This window comes from Escherichia marmotae, from assembly GCF_002900365.1.
In the GTDB taxonomy this organism is placed as follows: domain Bacteria; phylum Pseudomonadota; class Gammaproteobacteria; order Enterobacterales; family Enterobacteriaceae; genus Escherichia; species Escherichia marmotae.
Genome location: NZ_CP025979.1, coordinates 4120436 through 4140810, shown reverse-complemented (window position 1 = coordinate 4140810; position 20375 = coordinate 4120436). Strand labels below are relative to the sequence as shown.

20 protein-coding genes are annotated in these 20375 nt (G+C 51.0%); 7 read left to right on the top strand and 13 right to left on the bottom strand.

The window, feature by feature from the left end; all coding sequences use genetic code 11:
• The first annotated feature begins 359 nt into the window (after positions 1-359).
• The 3 genes from uacT to idi all read left to right on the top strand — a co-directional run bounded on the left by uacT (position 360) and on the right by idi (position 2605).
• Positions 360-1808 carry a urate/proton symporter UacT gene (uacT, locus tag C1192_RS21185; RefSeq protein ID WP_001517024.1) on the top strand — a complete coding sequence of 483 codons (1449 nt, stop codon included), beginning with the start codon at positions 360-362 and terminating at the stop codon, positions 1806-1808.
• 1 nt (position 1809) lies between these two features.
• On the top strand, positions 1810-1935 hold the full coding sequence (gene yqfG / locus C1192_RS21180) for a protein YqfG (RefSeq protein WP_010378596.1): 126 nt from the start codon (positions 1810-1812) through the stop codon (positions 1933-1935).
• Positions 1936-2056: 121 nt separating this feature from the next.
• Positions 2057-2605, top strand: coding sequence for an isopentenyl-diphosphate Delta-isomerase (idi, locus tag C1192_RS21175; protein ID WP_016262504.1), 549 nt, complete (start codon positions 2057-2059; stop codon positions 2603-2605).
• 43 nt (positions 2606-2648) lie between these two features.
• Here the strand turns inward: idi and lysS are convergent, their stop codons facing one another.
• From lysS to xerD, 5 genes are all read right to left on the bottom strand, one after another.
• Positions 2649-4166, bottom strand: coding sequence for a lysine--tRNA ligase (gene lysS, locus C1192_RS21170; protein ID WP_000003094.1), 1518 nt, complete (start codon positions 4164-4166; stop codon positions 2649-2651).
• 9 nt (positions 4167-4175) lie between these two features.
• Positions 4176-5274 (bottom strand): peptide chain release factor 2 gene (prfB, locus tag C1192_RS21165; protein ID WP_098729101.1). Its coding sequence is split into 2 segments (ribosomal slippage): positions 4176-5198 and positions 5200-5274, totalling 1098 coding nucleotides; the frame shifts between segments, so codons are not numbered across the junction.
• 90 nt (positions 5275-5364) lie between these two features.
• A complete protein-coding gene (gene recJ / locus C1192_RS21160) occupies positions 5365-7098 on the bottom strand; it encodes a single-stranded-DNA-specific exonuclease RecJ (protein ID WP_038355435.1) in 1734 nt (577 codons plus the stop codon).
• Between the two features lie 5 nt (positions 7099-7103).
• Entirely contained in the window at positions 7104-7814 is a 711-nt protein-coding gene (gene dsbC / locus C1192_RS21155) for a bifunctional protein-disulfide isomerase/oxidoreductase DsbC (protein ID WP_000715232.1), read from the bottom strand.
• Between the two features lie 24 nt (positions 7815-7838).
• On the bottom strand, positions 7839-8735 hold the full coding sequence (gene xerD, locus C1192_RS21150; RefSeq protein ID WP_000806649.1) for a site-specific tyrosine recombinase XerD: 897 nt from the start codon (positions 8733-8735) through the stop codon (positions 7839-7841).
• Positions 8736-8845: 110 nt separating this feature from the next.
• Between xerD and fldB the strand changes: the two genes are divergently transcribed.
• Positions 8846-9367: a flavodoxin FldB gene (fldB, locus tag C1192_RS21145; RefSeq protein WP_001055874.1), complete on the top strand. Its 522-nt coding sequence runs from the start codon at positions 8846-8848 to the stop codon at positions 9365-9367.
• Positions 9368-9400: 33 nt separating this feature from the next.
• Here fldB and C1192_RS21140 read toward each other — a convergent pair whose 3' ends face one another.
• Together C1192_RS21140 and sdhE are read right to left on the bottom strand one after the other, a co-directional pair.
• Positions 9401-9805: a protein YgfX gene (locus tag C1192_RS21140; RefSeq protein WP_000244789.1), complete on the bottom strand. Its 405-nt coding sequence runs from the start codon at positions 9803-9805 to the stop codon at positions 9401-9403.
• Positions 9786-10052: an FAD assembly factor SdhE gene (sdhE, locus tag C1192_RS21135; protein WP_000354045.1), complete on the bottom strand. Its 267-nt coding sequence runs from the start codon at positions 10050-10052 to the stop codon at positions 9786-9788. Before sdhE ends, C1192_RS21140 begins: the two co-directional genes overlap by 20 nt.
• A gap of 252 nt (positions 10053-10304) precedes the next feature.
• Here sdhE and ygfZ point away from each other — a divergent pair, with 252 nt between their 5' ends.
• Positions 10305-11285 (top strand): tRNA-modifying protein YgfZ, encoded by a 981-nt coding sequence (gene ygfZ, locus C1192_RS21125; RefSeq protein ID WP_000886070.1) that lies wholly within the window; start codon positions 10305-10307, stop codon positions 11283-11285.
• Positions 11286-11431: 146 nt separating this feature from the next.
• Here ygfZ and trhA read toward each other — a convergent pair whose 3' ends face one another.
• Together trhA and yqfB are read right to left on the bottom strand one after the other, a co-directional pair.
• Positions 11432-12091 carry a PAQR family membrane homeostasis protein TrhA gene (gene trhA, locus C1192_RS21120; RefSeq protein WP_001517030.1) on the bottom strand — a complete coding sequence of 220 codons (660 nt, stop codon included), beginning with the start codon at positions 12089-12091 and terminating at the stop codon, positions 11432-11434.
• Between the two features lie 162 nt (positions 12092-12253).
• A complete protein-coding gene (yqfB, locus tag C1192_RS21115; RefSeq protein WP_001182960.1) occupies positions 12254-12565 on the bottom strand; it encodes a N(4)-acetylcytidine aminohydrolase in 312 nt (103 codons plus the stop codon).
• A 44-nt stretch (positions 12566-12609) separates the two neighbouring features.
• On the opposite strand from yqfB, the gene bglA reads away from it, so the two are divergent.
• On the top strand, positions 12610-14043 hold the full coding sequence (gene bglA / locus C1192_RS21110) for a 6-phospho-beta-glucosidase BglA (RefSeq protein WP_001517031.1): 1434 nt from the start codon (positions 12610-12612) through the stop codon (positions 14041-14043).
• A 163-nt stretch (positions 14044-14206) separates the two neighbouring features.
• Here the strand turns inward: bglA and gcvP are convergent, their stop codons facing one another.
• The 3 genes from gcvP to gcvT all read right to left on the bottom strand — a co-directional run bounded on the left by gcvP (position 14207) and on the right by gcvT (position 18706).
• Positions 14207-17080, bottom strand: a complete 2874-nt coding sequence (gene gcvP, locus C1192_RS21105; protein ID WP_038355436.1) for an aminomethyl-transferring glycine dehydrogenase — start codon at positions 17078-17080, stop codon at positions 14207-14209.
• A 118-nt stretch (positions 17081-17198) separates the two neighbouring features.
• Entirely contained in the window at positions 17199-17588 is a 390-nt protein-coding gene (gene gcvH, locus C1192_RS21100) for a glycine cleavage system protein GcvH (protein WP_000073211.1), read from the bottom strand.
• Positions 17589-17611: 23 nt separating this feature from the next.
• Positions 17612-18706, bottom strand: a complete 1095-nt coding sequence (gcvT, locus tag C1192_RS21095) for a glycine cleavage system aminomethyltransferase GcvT (RefSeq protein WP_038355437.1) — start codon at positions 18704-18706, stop codon at positions 17612-17614.
• Positions 18707-18996: 290 nt separating this feature from the next.
• Between gcvT and C1192_RS25200 the strand changes: the two genes are divergently transcribed.
• Positions 18997-19080 (top strand): hypothetical protein, encoded by an 84-nt coding sequence (locus C1192_RS25200; RefSeq protein WP_122983120.1) that lies wholly within the window; start codon positions 18997-18999, stop codon positions 19078-19080.
• 73 nt (positions 19081-19153) lie between these two features.
• Here C1192_RS25200 and ubiI read toward each other — a convergent pair whose 3' ends face one another.
• The gene (gene ubiI, locus C1192_RS21090) at positions 19154-20356 is read right to left on the bottom strand and encodes an FAD-dependent 2-octaprenylphenol hydroxylase (protein ID WP_038355438.1); all 1203 of its coding nucleotides are present in this window, start codon (positions 20354-20356) and stop codon (positions 19154-19156) included.
• Positions 20357-20375 lie beyond the last annotated feature (19 nt).

The window sequence follows — 20375 nt, the reverse complement described above, 5'->3', positions numbered from 1 at the left end:
GCCCGATTTAATAATCATTTTGCTACTGAGATCAAATTATTGCCCCCCAATATATGCTGCTTTCATTCATTAAACATCATTACCAAAAACAGAAGTATCCGACTCAAAAACATTAAATGCGAGAGTCCGACATGCCAGAATGATTAAAGAAATATCAATATGAGAAAATTAGAGATAATTTCACTGCCCATTTATTTTCTCACTTTTTCGGTTTAACCACGATTATGTGATTACCTCCGCATTTCCATTCTATAACTCCCTCTCATCGCTAAAACTGGCATCCCACGAGCATGTCATTAGACAGTTTTATTAACGTAAACGGTTGCTTTTTACTCTGGCGAGCGAAAGGAGAATGACTGATGAGCGCCATAGATTCCCAATTACCCTCATCTTCAGGGCAAGACTGCCCCACTGATGAGGTTGACCGTATATTATCACCAGGAAAGTTGATCATACTCGGTCTGCAACACGTCCTTGTTATGTACGCAGGCGCGGTCGCTGTACCACTGATGATTGGTGACAGACTCGGCCTCTCCAAAGAAGCAATAGCAATGCTTATTAGCTCGGATCTCTTTTGCTGCGGGATCGTCACGTTATTGCAATGTATCGGTGTCGGCCGCTTTATGGGGATCCGCCTGCCGGTGATTATGTCGGTGACCTTTGCGGCTGTAACGCCAATGATTGCCATTGGGATGAACCCCGATATCGGCCTGCTGGGGATTTTTGGCGCGACTATCGCAGCAGGGTTTATCACAACATTATTAGCACCACTTATTGGTCGCTTAATGCCTTTGTTCCCACCGCTGGTTACCGGTGTAGTTATTACCTCTATCGGGCTGAGTATTATTCAGGTTGGTATTGACTGGGCTGCTGGTGGTAAGGGCAATCCGCAATATGGCAATCCCGTTTATTTAGGCATCTCTTTCGCAGTCTTAATTTTTATCTTGCTCATTACTCGCTATGCGAAAGGATTTATGTCCAACGTCGCCGTATTACTGGGGATTGTATTTGGCTTCTTCCTTTCATGGATGATGAACGAAGTAAATCTGTCCGGATTATATGATGCATCGTGGTTTGCCATTGTCACGCCAATGTCGTTTGGTATGCCAGTTTTCGATCCTGTTTCCATTCTGACCATGACCGCCGTGTTAATCATCGTGTTTATTGAGTCGATGGGGATGTTCCTGGCTTTGGGGGAAATTGTTGGTCGAAAACTTTCTTCACAAGACATTATTCGCGGGCTGCGCGTAGATGGTGTCGGAACAATGATTGGCGGTACATTTAACAGCTTCCCGCATACCTCATTTTCGCAGAACGTCGGTCTGGTCAGCGTAACACGCGTTCACAGTCGCTGGGTGTGTATCTCTTCCGGGATCATTCTTATTCTGTTCGGTATGGTGCCCAAAATGGCAGTGCTGGTAGCTTCCATTCCGCAATTTGTACTTGGTGGCGCAGGGCTTGTCATGTTCGGCATGGTGCTGGCGACAGGGATCCGTATTCTGTCGCGTTGTAACTACACCACCAACCGTTACAACCTCTATATTGTGGCAATCAGCCTTGGCGTGGGCATGACCCCAACGCTTTCTCACGATTTCTTTTCTAAGTTACCAGCCGTACTACAACCATTGCTGCATAGCGGCATTATGTTGGCAACCCTTAGCGCTGTTGTGCTGAACGTTTTCTTTAATGGCTATCAGCATCATGCCGATTTGGTGAAAGAATCTGTCTCTGATAAAGATTTAAAAGTCAGGACAGTACGCATGTGGCTTCTGATGCGCAAGCTGAAGAAAAATGAGCATGGTGAATAATATGAATCTTGTAATGCGCGCTATATTCAGCCTGTTATTGCTCTTTATGATCTCCATTCCTGTCATTTCTGACTGTGTTGCAATGGCTATTGAAAGTCGCTTCAAATATATGATGCTGCTTTTTTAGCTGACATTCCTCTGTCGGCATCCGCTCAAAACGGGCGGTTGCCGATAACACTCACTTGGTTAATCATTTAACATTTTAGTTATCTATAATGACGAATGATTAGAATTACATGTGAGAAATTATGCCAACGGAACACGTCATTTTACTGAATACACAGGGAGTCCCTTCGGGAACACTGGAAAAATATGCTGCACACACGGCTGATACCCCCTTACATCTCGCTTTCTCCTGTTGGCTATTTAACGCCAAAGGACAATTGCTGGTTACTCGCCGTGCACTAAACAAAAAAGCGTGGCCAGGTGTGTGGACCAACTCGGTATGCGGTCATCCGCAACTGGGTGAAAGCAATGAAGAGGCGGTGATCCGCCGTTGCCGCTATGAACTGGGCGTAGAAATAACACCACCCGAACCGGTTTATCCAGACTTCCACTATCGCGCCACTGACCCGAATGGCATTGTCGAAAATGAAGTATGTCCGGTATTTGCCGCACGAATTACCAGTACGTTACAGCTCAACGATGATGAAGTGATCGATTATCAATGGTGTGATTTAGCGGAAGTATTACGCAGTATTGATGCCACACCGTGGGCGTTCAGTCCGTGGATGGTCATGCAGGCGACAAACAGCGAAGCCAGAAAAATGTTGTCAGCCTTCGCGCAACAAAAATAAAAAACCCCGACAAATGCCGGGGCTGTGTGCTTACGCGTAAGGCTTATTTTACCGGACGCATCGCCGGGAACAGAATCACGTCACGGATAGTGTGGCTGTTGGTGAACAGCATAACCATACGGTCGATACCAATACCCAGGCCTGCTGTCGGCGGCAGACCATGTTCCAGTGCAGTAACGTAATCTTCATCGTAGAACATTGCTTCATCGTCGCCTGCATCTTTTGCTGCAACCTGATCGAGGAAACGCTGTGCCTGATCTTCAGCATCATTCAGTTCGCTAAAGCCGTTACCGATTTCACGACCACCAATGAAGAACTCAAAGCGATCGGTGATTTCCGGGTTGACGTCGTTACGGCGCGCCAACGGAGAAACTTCTGCCGGATATTCAGTAATGAAGGTCGGTTGAATCAGATTCGCTTCTGCCACTTCGTCGAAGATCTCAGTGACGATACGACCCAGACCCCAGCTCTTCTCCACGTGAATGCCGAGAGATTCAGCAATCGCCTTCGCAGAGTCGAAGTTATCCAGATCCGCCATATCAGTTTCCGGACGATATTTCTTAATCGCTTCACGCATGGTCAGTTTTTCGAACGGCTTACCGAAGTCCAGCTTCACATCACCGTAAGTCACTTCAGTCTTACCGAGAATATCCTGCGCCAGAGTGCGGAACAGCGATTCGGTCAGTTCAATCAGATCTTTGTAATCCGCGTAAGCCATATAGAGTTCCATCATGGTGAACTCTGGGTTATGACGCACGGAAATACCTTCGTTACGGAAGTTACGGTTGATTTCGAACACTCGTTCAAAGCCACCAACCACCAGACGCTTGAGGTACAGTTCCGGCGCAATACGCAGGTACATGTCGAGATCCAGCGCATTGTGATGGGTAATAAACGGACGCGCTGCCGCACCGCCAGGGATCACCTGCATCATCGGGGTTTCAACTTCCATAAAGCCGCGGTTCACCATGAACTGACGGATGCCAGCGAGGATCTGCGAGCGAACTTTAAAGGTGTTGCGGGATTCATCGTTAGAGATGAGGTCCAGATAACGCTGACGATAACGCGCTTCCTGATCCTGCAAACCGTGGAATTTGTCCGGCAGTGGACGCAGTGCTTTGGTCAGCAGACGCAGCTCGGTGCAGTGGATCGACAGTTCGCCGGTCTTGGTTTTAAACAGCTTACCTTTTGCGCCGATAATATCGCCAAGATCCCATTTCTTAAATTGATCGTTATAAACGCCTTCCGGCAGATCATCACGAGCGACATATAACTGAATGCGGCCACCGACGTCCTGCAGGGTAACGAAGGAGGCTTTACCCATGATTCGACGAGTCATCATGCGACCAGCAACAGCCACTTCGATGTTCAACTCCTCCAGCTCTTCGTTCTCTTTGCCGTCGAAGTCTGTATGCAGTTGGTCAGAAGTATGGTCGCGACGAAAATCGTTCGGAAAAGCAACCCCCTGCTCACGCAGGTTCGCCAGCTTTTCGCGACGGGTTTTCAGTTCATTGTTAAGATCGGTTACCGCGTCAGTGCCTTGTACGTGTTGTTCAGACATGTTGGTTCCTTATAACCCAGCTTTCAAACTTGCTTCGATAAATTGATCCAGGCTGCCATCCAGCACTGCCTGCGTATTGCGGGTTTCCACCCCGGTGCGCAGATCTTTAATGCGGGAGTCATCAAGGACATAAGAACGAATCTGGCTGCCCCAGCCGATGTCAGATTTATTGTCTTCCATCGCCTGTTTCTCAGCGTTCTTCTTCTGCATCTCCAGCTCATAAAGCTTCGCTTTCATCTGCTTCATGGCCTGGTCTTTGTTCTTGTGCTGGGAACGGTCGTTCTGGCACTGAGTCACAATCCCTGTCGGGATGTGGGTAATACGCACCGCAGATTCGGTACGGTTAACGTGCTGACCGCCCGCACCGGATGCGCGATAAACATCAATGCGCAGATCCGCTGGGTTGATTTCGATATCGATATCGTCATCTACTTCTGGATAAACAAATGCGGAACTAAAGGACGTGTGGCGACGGCCACCGGAGTCAAACGGGCTCTTACGCACCAGACGGTGAACGCCGGTTTCTGTGCGCAGCCAACCGTAAGCGTAATCACCAGAGATCTTGATAGTCACGGATTTAATACCCGCCACTTCACCTTCCGACTCTTCGATAATTTCAGTTTTAAAACCACGTGATTCTGCCCAGCGCAGATACATACGCTCAAGCATGCTCGCCCAATCCTGCGCTTCTGTACCGCCGGAGCCCGCCTGGATATCGAGGTAGCAATCGGCGCTGTCATATTCGCCGGAGAACATGCGGCGGAACTCAAGCTGCGCCAGTTTTTCTTCCAGGGCGTCGAGTTCAGCAACGGCTTCGTTAAAGGTTTCTTCGTCGTCGGCTTCTACTGCCAGTTCCAGCAGACCGGAAACATCTTCCAGCCCTTGTTTCATTTGGTCGAGAGTATCGACAACAGCCTCGAGGGAGGAACGCTCTTTACCCAGCGCCTGCGCACGCTCAGGCTCGTTCCAGACATCCGGCTGTTCCAGCTCGGCGTTTACTTCTTCCAGACGCTCTTTCTTGGCGTCGTAGTCAAAGATACCCCCTAAGAACGTCGGAGCGTTCCGTGAGGTCCTGAATGCGATTCTTTACCGGATTAATTTCAAACATGGTCTGATTTCTTTTATTGAGCTAGTCAAAATGCGGTGATAAGAGCGGGATTGTACCCAATCCACACTCTTTTTTATAGAGAAGATGACGCTAAATTGGCCAGATATTATCGATGATAATCTGTAGATTGCGGTTGCCGCGAAACTCGTTGATATCCAGTTTGTAAGCCAGTTGCACTTCGCGCACGCCGTTATCTGGCCAAAGAGCCGTATCAACGTTAAACGCAATACCATCCAGTAGCGGGCCGCCGCCGACCGGTTCAACCATAACCTTCAGATGGCGCTCCCCCACCAGGCGCTGTTGCAGCAGGCGGAAATGGCCGTCAAACAGCGGTTCCGGGAACATCTGCCCCCACGGACCGGCATCACGCAGCAGTTGCGCGACTTCCATTGTCATCTCCGCTGCACTTAACGGGCCGTCTGACACAACTTCGCCTTGCAATAAAGAAGGATCAAGCCACTCGGTAACCAGCTCGCCAAAGCGTTGCTGAAAGAGTTCAAATTTATCCTCTTCCAGCGACAATCCTGCCGCCATCGCATGACCGCCAAACTTGAGCATCATGCCAGGGTAGAGCGTGTCTAACCGCTCCAGCGCATCGCGCATATGCAGTCCCTGAATGGAGCGACCGGAACCTTTCAGCGTACCATCACCTGCAGGCGCAAAGGCGATAACCGGACGATGAAAACGCTCTTTGATGCGCGAAGCCAGAATACCAACGACGCCCTGATGCCATTCAGGGTGATACATTGCCAGCCCGCCGGGCAGTGTATCGCGACTACGCTCCAGTTGCTCACACAGGGTCAATGCTTCGACCTGCATTCCCTGTTCGATCTCTTTACGTGTCTGGTTTAACGCATCAAGCTCATTGGCCAGAACGCGCGCCTCACCGAGGTTGTCGCAAAGCAGCAACGCCACGCCAACGGACATATCATCCAGTCGCCCGGCAGCATTGAGACGCGGCCCCAGCGCAAAACCTAAATCGCTGGCAGCGAGTTTTTGCGGATCGCGATTTGCCACTTCCAGCAGAGCTTTAATCCCCGGTCGGCACTTCCCGGCACGAATACGGCTCATCCCTTGCCAGGTCAGGATGCGGTTATTGGCGTCCAGTGGCACAACATCCGCCACAGTCCCCAGAGCGACCAGATCCAGCAATTCCGCCAAATTGGGGATTGCGATGCCACGCTCATCAAACCATCCCTGATCACGCAAAAAGGTGCGTAACGCCAGCATCAGATAAAAGGCCACACCAACGCCTGCCAGTGATTTTGACGGGAACTCGCAGTCACGCAAATTGGGATTAATAATGGCTTCCGCCGCGGGTAACGTTTCGCCGGGTAAATGGTGATCGGTAACAATAACCGGAATGCCCAGCGAGCGAGCGTGTTCAACACCTGCGTGGGAAGAAATACCGTTATCAACCGTTACAATCAACTGCGCACCACGCGCATAAGCTTGATCGACCACTTCCGGACTTAAACCATAACCGTCTTCAAAACGGTTTGGCACCAGATAGTCGATGTTGTCACAGCCGAGAGAACGCATCGCCAGCACGCTAAGGGCTGTGCTGGTGGCTCCGTCGGCGTCGAAATCCCCGACCACAATAATCCGCGTTCCTTCACGAAAAGCGTTGTAAAGGATCTCAACAGCCTTTTCGACACCGCTCAGTTGCTGCCAGGGCAACATACCTTTAACACTGCGCTCCAGTTCCTGCGCGCTGCGCACGCCCCGACTGGCGTATAAACGGCGCAGCAAGGGGGGCAGGTCAGCGGGCAAGTCTGCCGTTTCGTCGACTTCACGACGACGAAGTTGTATCTGTTGTTTCACGCGAATTATTTACCGCTGGTCATTTTTTGATGTTCGTCGAGGAATGCTTTCATCTCTTTCGGCGGCTGGTAGCCCGGCACCAGAGTACCGTTATTCAGCACAACCGCCGGAGTACCACTAACACCAAGCTGTACGCCAAGTGCGTAATGGTCGGCAATATCGATATCGCAACTTGCCGGAGTAACGGCTTTGCCTGCCATTACGTCATCAAAGGCTTTGTTTTTATCTTTTGCACACCAAATGGCTTTCATTTGTTGCTCCGCCTGGCTTTCCAGCCCCTGACGCGGGAACGCGAGATAACGCACGGTGATCCCCAGCGCGTTGTAGTCAGCCATCTGCTCATGCAGTTTGTGGCAGTAACCGCAGGTAATGTCGGTAAACACGGTGATGACGTGCTTTTCTTGCGGCGCTTTGTAGATAATCATCTCTTTTTCCAGCGCATTCAGTTGCTTTAACAGCATCTGGTTGGTGACGTTGACCGGTGCCACGCCGCTAACATCATACATTGGCCCCTGAATGATGTGTTTACCGTCATCGGTGATATACAGCACGCCGCTGTTAGTTAGCACTGTTTTCATACCAGCAACGGGCGCGGGCTGAATATCGCTGCTTTTGATGCCCATTTTAGCTAACGTTTGTTGTATTGCCGCGTCATCCGCCTGAACAAAGCCAGAAAACGTCGCCAACAAAGTAAACAACATAAAACCTTTCTTCATAAATCATCCTGTTCTTTTCAGCTATCACGCCCGCGGGTGATGCTGTTGATGAAGTTGCCGCAGACGCTCAGTGGCGACATGCGTATAAATTTGAGTCGTGGAGAGATCACTGTGACCCAGCAACATCTGCACCACACGTAAATCCGCACCATGATTTAACAAATGGGTGGCAAAGGCGTGACGCAACACGTGCGGCGATAACTTTTCGCTGTCGATCCCCGCCAGCACAGCATAGTGTTTAATGCGATGCCAGAAAGTCTGCCGCGTCATTTGCTGCGCGCGCTGGCTGGGAAACAGTACGTCAATCGACACACCGTTTAACAACCACGGTCGCCCATGTTCCAGATAGGTTTCCAGCCAGTAGACCGCCTCTTCACCTAACGGCACCAGTCGCTCTTTGTTGCCTTTACCTATTACCCGCACCACCCCCTGACGCAAGCTGATATCACTCATCGTCAGACCGACAAGTTCAGAAACGCGCAACCCGGTAGCATACAACACTTCGAGCATCGCTTTGTCACGCAGTTCCAGTGGCTGATCCACCAGCGGTGCCTGCAATAACCTTTCGACCTGCGCTTCACTTAAATCTTTCGGTAAGCGCTGGGGTAATTTCGGTGAAGCAAGATGCGCACTGGGATCGTCTTCACGAAACTTTTCGCGGTAAAGATACTGGAACAATCGGCGCACCGCACTCAATAAACGGGCTGAACTGGTGGCTTTATACCCACCCTCCAGCCGTTCTGCCAATAATGCCTGTAAGTCACCGCTTTGCGCCGTTGCCAGCGTTAGCCCACGATGATGCAACCACTCCACCATCATTGACAGATCGCGGCGATATGCGTTCAACGTATTTTCTGCCAGATTTTTTTCCAGCCACAGGGCATCAAGAAATTGCTCGATGCGTGCCAAATCTTGTTTCACTTGCGCCCCTTACATTTCTCGTTTGATGCATTATGCCTTATTGTGCCGTGACTAAAACGATTCTGATACACTAGCCGCAAAAGCCACAGCAGAATCGAGAAGCTTACGTTATGAATATGGGTCTTTTTTACGGTTCCAGCACCTGTTACACCGAAATGGCGGCGGAAAAAATCCGCGATATTATCGGTCCAGAACTGGTGACCTTACATAACCTCAAGGACGACTCCCCTAAATTAATGGAGCAATACGATGTGCTCATTCTGGGAATTCCGACCTGGGATTTTGGTGAAATCCAGGAGGATTGGGAGGCCGTCTGGGATCAGCTCGACGACCTGAACCTCGAAGGTAAAATTGTTGCGCTGTATGGGCTGGGCGATCAACTCGGGTATGGCGAGTGGTTCCTCGATGCGCTCGGAATGCTGCATGACAAACTCTCAACCAAAGGCGTGAAGTTCGTCGGTTACTGGCCAACGGAAGGATATGAATTCACCAGCCCGAAACCCGTTATTGCTGACGGACAACTGTTTGTCGGCCTGGCGCTGGATGAAACCAACCAGTATGACCTCAGCGATGAGCGTATTCAGAGCTGGTGCGAGCAAATTCTAAATGAAATGGCGGAACACTACGCCTGATTTCCCTGACGGCTTAGCGTATTTGCTTCGCCGTCATCGTATCTCTTGCTGTAACAAAATTCGCCGTAAATCACGCCATTCGGCTTCGTCCATGCTGTCTGCTGCCAGCCACAAATGCTGACGTTTGCCGCTATCAGAACGTAAACGTAACATCATGCCGCTTTTAATCATCCACGGCGTTTTGACGATGCTCCATTCCTGTCCTTGCCAACGTAAACGCCCATCCATCAGCAGGCGAATCTCTCCCTGACGGGAATTAATGCGTCGCTGGCTGCGAACGCAATCAAACACCACCAGCGAAAGCAACACCAGCCATAGCGGGGTGTAACTAAGTGGCCATGGCATGAGTAAAATAACTGCGGCAACCAGCCCATGAATCAGCAGGGAAAGCCACTGCGCGCGCCAGGAGACGCGTAATTCAGATTGCCACAGGACCACGATCCCGGTTCCGTGTCTGAATGAGTCTGACCATCATTTCCAGTTCTGCATCGGCAGGTTTACCATGATTCATCAGCCAGTTGAACAGGTCCGGATCGTCGCATTCCAGCAGACGAATAAAGATGCGTTTTTCGTCATCGCTTAAGCTGTCGTACTCATGTTCGAAAAACGGCATGATTGAAATATCGAGTTCACGCATACCGCGGCGGCATGCCCAATGAATGCGGGCTTTGTTGTTAATATCCATTTTCTTCCTGTCTCACGAAAATCCAGTACCAGGATATTGTAACGTGTTTTTCGACTTCTTTTGCGGGAATATCGGTAAACACAATCGCGATCGCGAAATTAATCCACAACAATTCAATGGCTTCATTTTTTTGGAAGTCATCTCGCAAAGCGAATCAGAAGGCACGGATCGCGTAGTGAAAGCACTTGCAATGCCCCATAGCTCTTTTACCATTAGTCATTAATTACGCCGTTTGTAAAACAGGACTCCATTATGGCTTTTACACCTTTTCCTCCCCGTCAGCCCACGGCTTCTGCCCGTTTACCGCTGACGTTGATGACGCTTGATGATTGGGCGCTTGCCACCATTACCGGCGCAGATAGCGAAAAATATATGCAGGGCCAGGTAACGGCAGATGTCAGCCAGATGACCGAAGACCAGCATCTGCTTGCCGCGCACTGCGATGCCAAAGGTAAGATGTGGAGCAATTTACGTCTGTTCCGCGACGGCGACGGTTTTGCCTGGATTGAACGTCGCAGCGTGCGCGACAACCAGCTTACCGAACTGAAAAAATATGCGGTCTTCTCTAAAGTGACTATCGTCCCGGACGATGAACGTGTACTGCTCGGTGTTGCCGGGTTCCAGGCGCGCGCCGCGTTAGCGAATCTTTTCAGTGAGCTGCCGACTCAGGAAAAACAGGTAGTCAGAGAAGGCGCGACAACCCTACTTTGGTTTGAACATCCGGCAGAGCGTTTTCTGATCGTCACCGATGAAGCCACCGCCAATATGCTGACCGATAAACTTCGCGGTGAAGCGGAGTTGAACAATAGCCAACAGTGGCTGGCGTTGAATATTGAAGCGGGTTTCCCGGTGATTGACGCGGCCAACAGTGGGCAGTTTATCCCACAAGCGACGAATATTCAGGCGCTGGGTGGGATCAGCTTTAAGAAGGGTTGCTACACCGGACAAGAGATGGTGGCACGAGCTAAATTCCGCGGTGCCAACAAACGTGCACTCTGGTTGCTGGCGGGTAGTGCCAGCCGTGTGCCGGAAGTGGGTGAAGACTTAGAACTGAAAATGGGCGAGAACTGGCGTCGTACCGGAACCGTACTGGCGGCGGTAAAACTGGACGATGGTCATGTCGTGGTTCAGGTAGTCATGAATAACGATATGGAGCCGGACAGCATCTTCCGCGTTCGTGACGATGCGAATACGCTGCATATCGAGCCGCTACCTTATTCGCTGGAAGAGTAAATCTCTGTATCGCTCCTGGCATCTATTGCCTGATGCGGCGCTGACACGTCTTATCAGGCATGGGAGTGGGTATCTGTTTTCACAATGGGCACGCTACCCGTAAGCCGGATAAGGCGTTTTCGCCGTATCCGGCGGTTGTGCGCCAATTACGCCTGCCCAATATACAAATAGATCGCCAGGAAATGGCACACGCTGCCGCCGAGCACAAATCCGTGCCAGATGGCATGGTTGTATGGGATGCGTTTGCAGACGTAGAAAATTACGCCAAGCGAGTAAACCACGCCGCCTACCGCCAGTAAGGTAACGCTGCCCGCCGCGAGCTTCACTGCCATTTCATAAATAACCACCAGCGACAACCAGCCCATAGCCAGATAGGTCACCAGCGATAATATTTTAAATCGGTGCGCGATGGTCAGCTTGAACAGAATCCCCAGCAGCGCCATGCTCCAGATAACAATCATCAGCCCGCGCGCCAGCGGTGAATCCAGCCCCACCAGCAAAAAAGGTGTGTAAGTTCCGGCAATCAACAGATAAATGGCGCAGTGGTCAAATTTCTTCAGCCACATTTTTGCCCGTTGATGGGGAATAGCGTGATACAGCGTCGAGGCCAGAAACAGCAGGATCATACTACCGCCATAGAGGCTATAACTGGTTATCGCCGTGGCGCTGGCGTTGAGATCAACAGCCTGAACCAGTAGTAACACCAGCCCGACAATGCCAAACACCAGTCCGATACCATGACTGACACTATTGGCAATTTCCTCTGCCAGCGAATATCCCTGTTTAGAGAGGGGCTTCTGAACCATAACTTACTCCGGAGAACGTCCACGCGCGTGATTGCAACTCCAGCGTAACTGAGAATAGTTCCAGTGAACACCTGTTAGCTAAAATAAATTCTGATTTGAGAGTAATCTCCGAAAAATCATGAAATTAAATATAAAGTTTCAGCTAACAGGCGTTAGTTCAACTTAAAGGCATTTAAATTCAATTACATAAAACTGCGTCTGACCGGGATAGATGTCAGCAATGACCTTTTTCAGTTCAGCCAGAGTCATATTTTCCTGTTGCGCATGTTTTTCTGTGAGAGTATCCAGCGTCACTGTTGAAGTTGCGGTGACTTCAATAGTGCAAAAATAGCCATCATCTTCAAAGCGTCCGACGCGAAGTACATCGCCCGTTTTAAAGTGCGATTCAGATTCGTCACGGATGGTGATGGTTTTACGCCCAGCCAGAATGTCATCCTGGAAACGTTGAAAAAAAGTGATGTCGTTTGGCTGCATGGTAATATTTCCTGTAAGAATTGACTCATTTGGAGCCTATGATAGTGAAAAAACTCACCTTACCGAAAGATTTCTTATGGGGCGGCGCAGTTGCCGCCCATCAGGTCGAAGGCGGCTGGAACAAAGGCGGCAAAGGGCCAAGCATTTGTGACGTTCTGACCGGCGGCGCACACGGCGTACCGCGCGAAATCACCAAAGAAGTCTTGCCAGGCAAATACTATCCGAACCATGAAGCGGTAGATTTTTATGGTCACTATAAGGAAGACATCAAGCTGTTTGCCGAAATGGGCTTCAAATGTTTTCGTACTTCCATCGCCTGGACGCGCATTTTCCCGAAAGGCGATGAAGCCCAGCCTAATGAAGAAGGGCTGAAGTTTTACGACGCCCTGTTCGATGAACTGCTGAAATACAACATTGAACCGGTGATCACCCTTTCTCACTTTGAAATGCCGCTACATCTGGTGCAGCAATACGGCAGTTGGACCAACCGTAAGGTGGTTGATTTCTTTGTACGTTTTGCTGAAGTGGTGTTTGAACGCTATAAGCACAAAGTCAAATACTGGATGACCTTCAACGAGATTAACAACCAGCGTAACTGGCGCGCACCGCTGTTTGGCTATTGCTGCTCTGGCGTGGTTTATACCGAACATGAAAATCCAGAAGAGACGATGTACCAGGTGCTGCATCATCAGTTTGTTGCCAGCGCCCTGGCGGTGAAAGCGGCACGTCGCATCAACCCGGAGATGAAAGTCGGTTGTATGCTGGCAATGGTGCCACTTTATCCTTACTCCTGTAACCCGGACGATGTGATGTTCGCCCAGGAATCGATGCGCGAACGTTATGTCTTTACCGATGTGCAACTGCGCGGCTATTACCCGTCCTATGTGTTGAACGAGTGGGAGCGTCGCGGATTTAACATCAAAATGGAAGATGGCGATCTGAATGTACTGCGCGAAGGCACCTGCGATTATCTCGGCTTCAGCTATTACATGACCAACGCGGTAAAAGCCGAAGGCGGCACCGGTGATGCGATTTCTGGTTTCGAAGGCAGCGTGCCGAACCCATATGTGAAAGCCTCTGACTGGGGCTGGCAGATTGATCCGGTGGGTCTGCGTTACGCGCTCTGCGAACTGTATGAGCGTTATCAGAAGCCTCTATTTATCGTCGAAAACGGTTTTGGCGCTTACGATAAAGTAGAAGAGGACGGCAGCATCAACGATGACTACCGCATTGATTACCTGCGCGCCCACATTGAAGAGATGAAAAAAGCGGTGACTTACGATGGCGTCGATCTGATGGGCTACACGCCGTGGGGCTGCATCGACTGCGTATCATTCACCACCGGGCAGTACAGCAAACGCTACGGTTTTATCTATGTGAATAAGCATGACGACGGTACTGGTGATATGTCGCGTTCACGTAAGAAGAGCTTTAACTGGTACAAAGAGGTGATCGCCAGCAACGGCGAGAAACTTTAATTAGCCGATGTGCCTGATGCGCCCCGCTCATCAGGCCTGGAGCTCCTGTCATATATTGAACTCCAAGATTTTGTATTTACGCTTCATCCGACACACAAAGCGCACCTTATTAACAAACTAAAAAGGCGCCGAAGCGCCTTTAGAAGATAGTCAAATCAGTTAATTACTGGTATTCGCTAATCGGTACGCAGGAACAGAACAGGTTACGGTCACCGTAAACATCGTCCAGACGTTTCACCATCGGCCAGTATTTGTCTGCCACGCCTGCCGGGAACACCGCAATTTCACGGCTGTACGGATGCCCCCACTCAGCAACCAGTTCGTTCTGAATGTGCGGCGCGTTTATCAACGGGTTATCTTCCAGCGGCCAGACTCCGGCTTTCACCTGGTCAATTTCCGCACGGATAGCCAGCATCGCGTCAATAAAGCGATCCAGTTCCACTTTGCTTTCGGATTCAGTCGGTTCCACCATCAGCGTCCCCGCAACCGGGAATGACATTGTCGGCGCGTGGAAACCGTAGTCGATCAGACGTTTGGCTATATCCAGCTCGCTGATGCCGGTTTCTTCTTTCAGCGGACGAATATCGAGAATACATTCGTGCGCCACGCGACCATCGCGACCGGTATACAGCACCGGGAAGGCATCCTGCAGGCGGCTGGCAATATAGTTGGCGTTAAGAATTGCTACCTGGCTTGCTTTTTTAAGCCCTTCTGCGCCCATCATGCGAATGTACATCCAACTGATTGGCAGAATGGATGCACTACCGAACGGTGCCGCAGAAACCGCGCCCTGACGGGTTAACATGCCTTCGATTTGTACCACGCTATGACCCGGCACAAACGGTGCCAGATGCGATTTCACGCCGATCGGCCCCATACCCGGGCCGCCACCGCCGTGCGGAATACAGAAAGTTTTATGCAGGTTGAGGTGCGAAACGTCCGCACCAATAAAGCCCGGTGAAGTGATGCCGACCTGGGCATTCATGTTTGCGCCATCAAGGTAAACCTGACCGCCAAACTGATGCACGATTTCACACACTTCACGGATTGTTTCTTCGTACACACCGTGGGTGGATGGATAAGTCACCATGATGCAGGAGAGATTATCGCCAGCCTGTTCCGCTTTCGCGCGCAGGTCAGTCAAATCGATATTGCCGTTTTTATCACATGCCACGACCACCACCTGCATTCCCGCCATATGCGCAGAAGCTGGGTTAGTCCCGTGGGCAGATGCCGGGATCAGGCAGATATCACGATGCCCTTCGTTGCGGCTTTCATGGTAATGACGAATCGCCAGCAGGCCCGCGTATTCACCCTGAGCACCGGAGTTCGGCTGCATACAGACGGTGTCATAACCAGTCAGTTTGACCAGCCAGTCAGCCAGTTGCGCAATCATCTGCTGATAACCTTCGGCCTGCTCCGGTGGGCAGAACGGGTGCAGTTCAGCAAACTCCGGCCAGGTGATCGGGATCATCTCGGCGGCGGCGTTCAGTTTCATGGTGCAGGAACCCAGCGGGATCATCGCCTGATTCAGCGCCAGATCTTTACGCTCCAGCGAATGCATATAGCGCATCATTTCGGTTTCGCTGTGGTAGCGATTAAATACCGGGTGCGTCAGGATTTCATCGTCGCGCAACATTGCAGGCTGGATAGAGCGGCTGTCGTGAGCCACGTCTTTGTCCAGCGTGTCGATATCCAGCCCGTGATTATCGCCCAGCAGCACGCTGAAAAGCTGCATCACGTTTTCACGCGTCGTGGTTTCATCAAGGGTGACCCCCACGGCGTTCAGAATGTCGCTACGCAGGTTGATTTCAGCCGCTTCGGCACGCGCCAGCACGCCTGCTTTGTCGGCTACGTCTACACACAACGTGTCGAAATAGTACGCATGGCGCAGCTTCAGACCTTTTTGTTGCAGGCCAGCAGCCAGAATATCGGTCAGACGATGAATGCGGTTAGCGATGCGTTTCAGGCCAACCGGACCGTGATAAACGGCATACAGGCTGGCGATGTTTGCCAGCTGTACCTGGGAAGTACAAATGTTGGAGTTCGCTTTCTCGCGGCGAATATGTTGTTCGCGAGTCTGCATCGCCATTCGCAGCGCGGTATTGCCTGCGGCATCTTTCGATACACCAATAATACGGCCCGGCATAGAACGTTTATATTCATCTTTCGCCGCAAAGAAGGCCGCGTGCGGGCCACCGTAGCCCATCGGCACACCGAAGCGTTGCGCCGAACCAAAGACAATATCCGCACCCTGTTTGCCCGGTGCAGTAAGCAGCACCAGTGCCATAATGTCAGCGGCAACACTGACCACAATTTTGCGTGATTTCAGTTCGCTGATAAGCGTTGTGTAATCGTGGATTTCACCGGTAGTGCCAACCTGCTGTAACAGCACGCCGAACACTTCCTGATGATCGAGCACTTTTTGCGCGTCATCGACAATCACTTCAAAACCAAAGGTTTCTGCACGGGTGCGAACCACATCCAGCGTTTGCGGATGAACGTCAGAAGCAACGAAGAAGCGATTGGCATTTTTCAGTTTGCTGACGCGTTTAGCCATCGCCATTGCTTCAGCGGCAGCAGTAGCTTCGTCCAGCAGAGACGCCGAAGCCATATCCAGCCCGGTCAGATCCAACGTTACCTGCTGGAAGTTGAGCAGGGCTTCGAGGCGGCCCTGGGAGACTTCAGGCTGATACGGGGTATACGCGGTATACCAGCCCGGATTTTCCAGCATGTTGCGCAGAATAACCGGCGGCAACTGCACGGCGGTGTAACCCATGCCGATGTAAGACGTGAAGCGTTTATTGCGACTGGCAATAGCCTTGAGTTCCGCCAGCGCGGCGTATTCGGTCGCCGGTGCGCCAACCTGCGGCGGGGTCGCAAGCTGAATATCTTTCGGCACAATCTGGCCGATCAGCGCGTTTAACGATTGTGCGCCAACGGCATTCAGCATTTCTTGCTGTTGCGCGGCGTCCGGTCCGATATGGCGTTCAATAAAAGCGCCGCTGTTTTCAAGCTGGCTTAACGTCTGTGTCATGAGCGATGGTTCCTGAAACGTGCAGTGAATTGTGAACCTCCCTTCTTGCGAAGAGAGTAAGGGTGAGGCGTAAATTTTCCTCACCCTGCCCCTCTCCCAAAGAAGAGGGATAAAGCTATTACTCGTCTTCTAACAATGCTTCGTATGCGGTGGCGTCCAGCAGTGATTCCAGTTCGCTTTCATCGCTGGCTTTGATTTTAAAGATCCAGCCGCCAGTGTATGGCTCGCTGTTTACCAGCTCCGGGGAGTCGCTCAGTGCGTCGTTCACCGCTACGATTTCACCACTTACTGGCGCATAAATGTCTGACGCCGCTTTTACTGATTCGGCAACCGCGCAGTCATCGCCCGCGCTTACCGTTGCGCCCACTTCCGGCAGGTCAACAAACACCATATCGCCTAACAGTTCCTGAGCATGCTCGGTGATGCCAACGGTGTAAGTGCCGTCAGCTTCTTTACGCAGCCATTCGTGTTCTTTGCTGTATTTCAGTTCTGCTGGTACGTTGCTCATCAATCAATCTCCAAAAAAGTAAATCACGCGACGGCTTTGCCGTTACGCACAAAAACAGGTTTAGTCACTTTTACCGGCATTTCACGGTTGCGAATTTGCACAATCGCCGTTTCGCCAATGCCTTCCGGCACACGCGCCAGCGCAATGCTGTAACCCAGCGTTGGGGAGAAAGTCCCGCTGGTAATAATGCCTTCATGCTGATTACCCTGCGCGTCGGTAAAACGCACCGGCAGTTCATTACGCAGCACACCTTTTTCGGTCATCACCAGACCAACCAGTTTCTCTGTGCCATGTTCACGCTGCACTTCCAGGGCTTCACGACCGATGAAGTCACGGTCAGTCGGTTCCCAGGCGATGGTCCAGCCCATGTTGGCTGCCAGCGGCGAGATGGTTTCGTCCATCTCCTGACCATAAAGATTCATGCCCGCTTCCAGACGCAGCGTATCACGCGCACCCAGACCGCATGGCTTAATGCCCGCTTCCACCAGCGCACGCCAGAAATCTGCTGCTTTTTCATTTGGCAGCGCAATTTCATAGCCCGCTTCGCCGGTATAACCGGTGGTGGCAATAAACAGATCGCCCGCCTGCACGCCAAAGAACGGCTTCATGCCTTCCACCGCCTGACGCTGGGCGTCATTAAACAGTGTGGCAGCTTTTACCTGAGCATTCGGCCCTTGTACGGCAATCATGGAAAGGTCATCACGAACGGTAATTTCAATGCCGAAGGGTTCAGCGTGTTGGGTTATCCAGGAGAGGTCTTTTTCGCGGGTGGCGGAGTTAACAACGAGGCGGAAGAAATCTTCAGTGAAGTAGTAAACGATCAGGTCATCTATCACTCCGCCAGAGGCATTCAACATCCCGGAGTAGAGCGCTTTGCCACTTTTGGTGAGCTTCGCCACATCGTTCGCCAGCAGATAACGCAGAAACTCCCGGGTGCGGCTGCCGCGGAGATCGACGATGGTCATATGCGACACATCAAACATTCCGGCATCGGTTCGTACCGCATGATGTTCGTCGATTTGCGAACCGTAATGCAGCGGCATCATCCAGCCATGGAAATCCACCATGCGTGCGCCGCAAAGCGTGTGTTGTTCGTACAAAGGAGTCTGTTGTGCCATCTTGTCCTCATTGAATAAGCGGGGCTGACAACTTTTTCACAGTGAAATTATCACCACGAAACCCAGCATCGGAGCCACTCCCGGTCCCCAACGCAATCGTTCTCTTTTCTCTGAACTTACCACCGAAATAGACGGTTAACCATAAGGTAAAATTGATCATCACATTAGCTTATGGTTAAAAAACGCAAAAATCTCAACAGAATAAAAAACCAAAAATTGATTTTATTTTTATATAAATACAATGCATTAAGAAATTGAATTTGGATAAAGCAATATTAAGAACTGAAAATATGTCAAAAATCACTAAATCAAAAAATCGTAACATTAGAAAATATAATGCGAAATTGAAGGTGAAATTAGTTTATTTCAAATGAGGAAAATCTCCCGACAGAAAAACCGGGAGATTAAAGTGTGATGGGTATCAAATAAACAACAGAGGAGAAATTTTTAACGCAACCATTCAGGCAAATCATTTAACCCCATTGCCTGACGAATAAGCTGCGGCTTAACGCCAGGCAGCGTGTCGGCCAGTTTCAAACCAATATCGCGCAGCAGTTTTTTCGCCGGATTAGCTCCGGAAAAGAGATCGCGGAATCCTTGCATACTTGCCAGCATCAGCGCCGCACTGTGCTTGCGGCTGCGTTCATAGCGACGCAAGTAAATGTACTGCCCGATGTCTTTGCCCTGACGGTGCAGACGTTTCAGTTCGGCAATCAGCTCTGCGGCATCCATAAAGCCGAGATTCACCCCCTGCCCCGCCAGCGGGTGAATGGTATGCGCGGCGTCGCCCACCAACGCCAGGCGGTGAGCGGCAAACTGGCGGGCATAACGCCCCGTCAACGGGAACACCTGACGCTCGCTCTCAACCTTGCATAAGCCCAGGCGATTATCAAAAGCGATATTTAATGCGCGATTAAATTCATCTTCGCTCGCCTGCTGCATCCGCTGCGCCTCCTGAGGAGGTAATGACCAGACAATCGAGCAAAGATGCGGATCGCTCAGCGGCAAAAAAGCCAGAATGCCTTCACCGTGGAAAACCTGGCGCGCCACCGCTTCATGTGGTTCTTCAGTACGAATGGTCGCTACCAGCGCGTGATGCTGATAATCCCAGAAAGTCAGCGGGATATCGGCTTTGTTGCGCAACCAGGAATTTGCCCCGTCCGCGCCAATCACCAGACGCGCCGTTAACATGCTGCCGTCTTTCAGCGTCAGGAAGGTTTCGTTTTCCCCCCTGGCGACTTGCTGTAATTCTGCAGGGGCAAACAGGGTGATATCTGACGACTGTTGCGCTTTGTTCCACAGCGCGTAGTGAATCACTGCGTTTTCAACAATATGCCCAAGATGGCTATAGCCCATGCTTTGATCGTCAAAAGAGATGTGACCAAAACTGTCTTTATCCCACACTTCCATACCGTGATAGCAACTGGCTCTACGGGAGAGAATGTCCTGCCAGATGCCAAGACGGATGAGTAATTTTTCGCTGGCGGCATTGATAGCCGAAACGCGCAGTTGTGGTGGTGCATCCGCCGCCAGAGGTTCCGGTACACGCTGTTCCAGTACGGCGACGCGTAAGCCGCTCCCCTGTAAGCCGCAGGCAACCGCCAGCCCCACCATGCCGCCGCCAACAATGGCTACATCAACACTTTGCATTGTTTATTCCTTAAAACCG

Bases quoted from the DNA above. Each gene is read 5' to 3' on its own strand.
- uacT (WP_001517024.1), top strand. From the start codon at position 360: ATGAGCGCCATAGATTCCCAATTACCCTCATCTTCAGGGCAAGACTGC.
- yqfG (WP_010378596.1), top strand. From the start codon at position 1,810: ATGAATCTTGTAATGCGCGCTATATTCAGCCTGTTATTGCTCTTTATG.
- idi (WP_016262504.1), top strand. From the start codon at position 2,057: ATGCCAACGGAACACGTCATTTTACTGAATACACAGGGAGTCCCTTCG.
- lysS (WP_000003094.1), bottom strand. From the start codon at position 4,166: ATGTCTGAACAACACGTACAAGGCACTGACGCGGTAACCGATCTTAAC.
- dsbC (WP_000715232.1), bottom strand. From the start codon at position 7,814: ATGAAGAAAGGTTTTATGTTGTTTACTTTGTTGGCGACGTTTTCTGGC.
- fldB (WP_001055874.1), top strand. From the start codon at position 8,846: ATGAATATGGGTCTTTTTTACGGTTCCAGCACCTGTTACACCGAAATG.
- sdhE (WP_000354045.1), bottom strand. From the start codon at position 10,052: ATGGATATTAACAACAAAGCCCGCATTCATTGGGCATGCCGCCGCGGT.
- ygfZ (WP_000886070.1), top strand. From the start codon at position 10,305: ATGGCTTTTACACCTTTTCCTCCCCGTCAGCCCACGGCTTCTGCCCGT.
- trhA (WP_001517030.1), bottom strand. From the start codon at position 12,091: ATGGTTCAGAAGCCCCTCTCTAAACAGGGATATTCGCTGGCAGAGGAA.
- yqfB (WP_001182960.1), bottom strand. From the start codon at position 12,565: ATGCAGCCAAACGACATCACTTTTTTTCAACGTTTCCAGGATGACATT.
- gcvP (WP_038355436.1), bottom strand. From the start codon at position 17,080: ATGACACAGACGTTAAGCCAGCTTGAAAACAGCGGCGCTTTTATTGAA.
- gcvH (WP_000073211.1), bottom strand. From the start codon at position 17,588: ATGAGCAACGTACCAGCAGAACTGAAATACAGCAAAGAACACGAATGG.
- gcvT (WP_038355437.1), bottom strand. From the start codon at position 18,706: ATGGCACAACAGACTCCTTTGTACGAACAACACACGCTTTGCGGCGCA.
- C1192_RS25200 (WP_122983120.1), top strand. From the start codon at position 18,997: ATGTCAAAAATCACTAAATCAAAAAATCGTAACATTAGAAAATATAAT.
- ubiI (WP_038355438.1), bottom strand. From the start codon at position 20,356: ATGCAAAGTGTTGATGTAGCCATTGTTGGCGGCGGCATGGTGGGGCTG.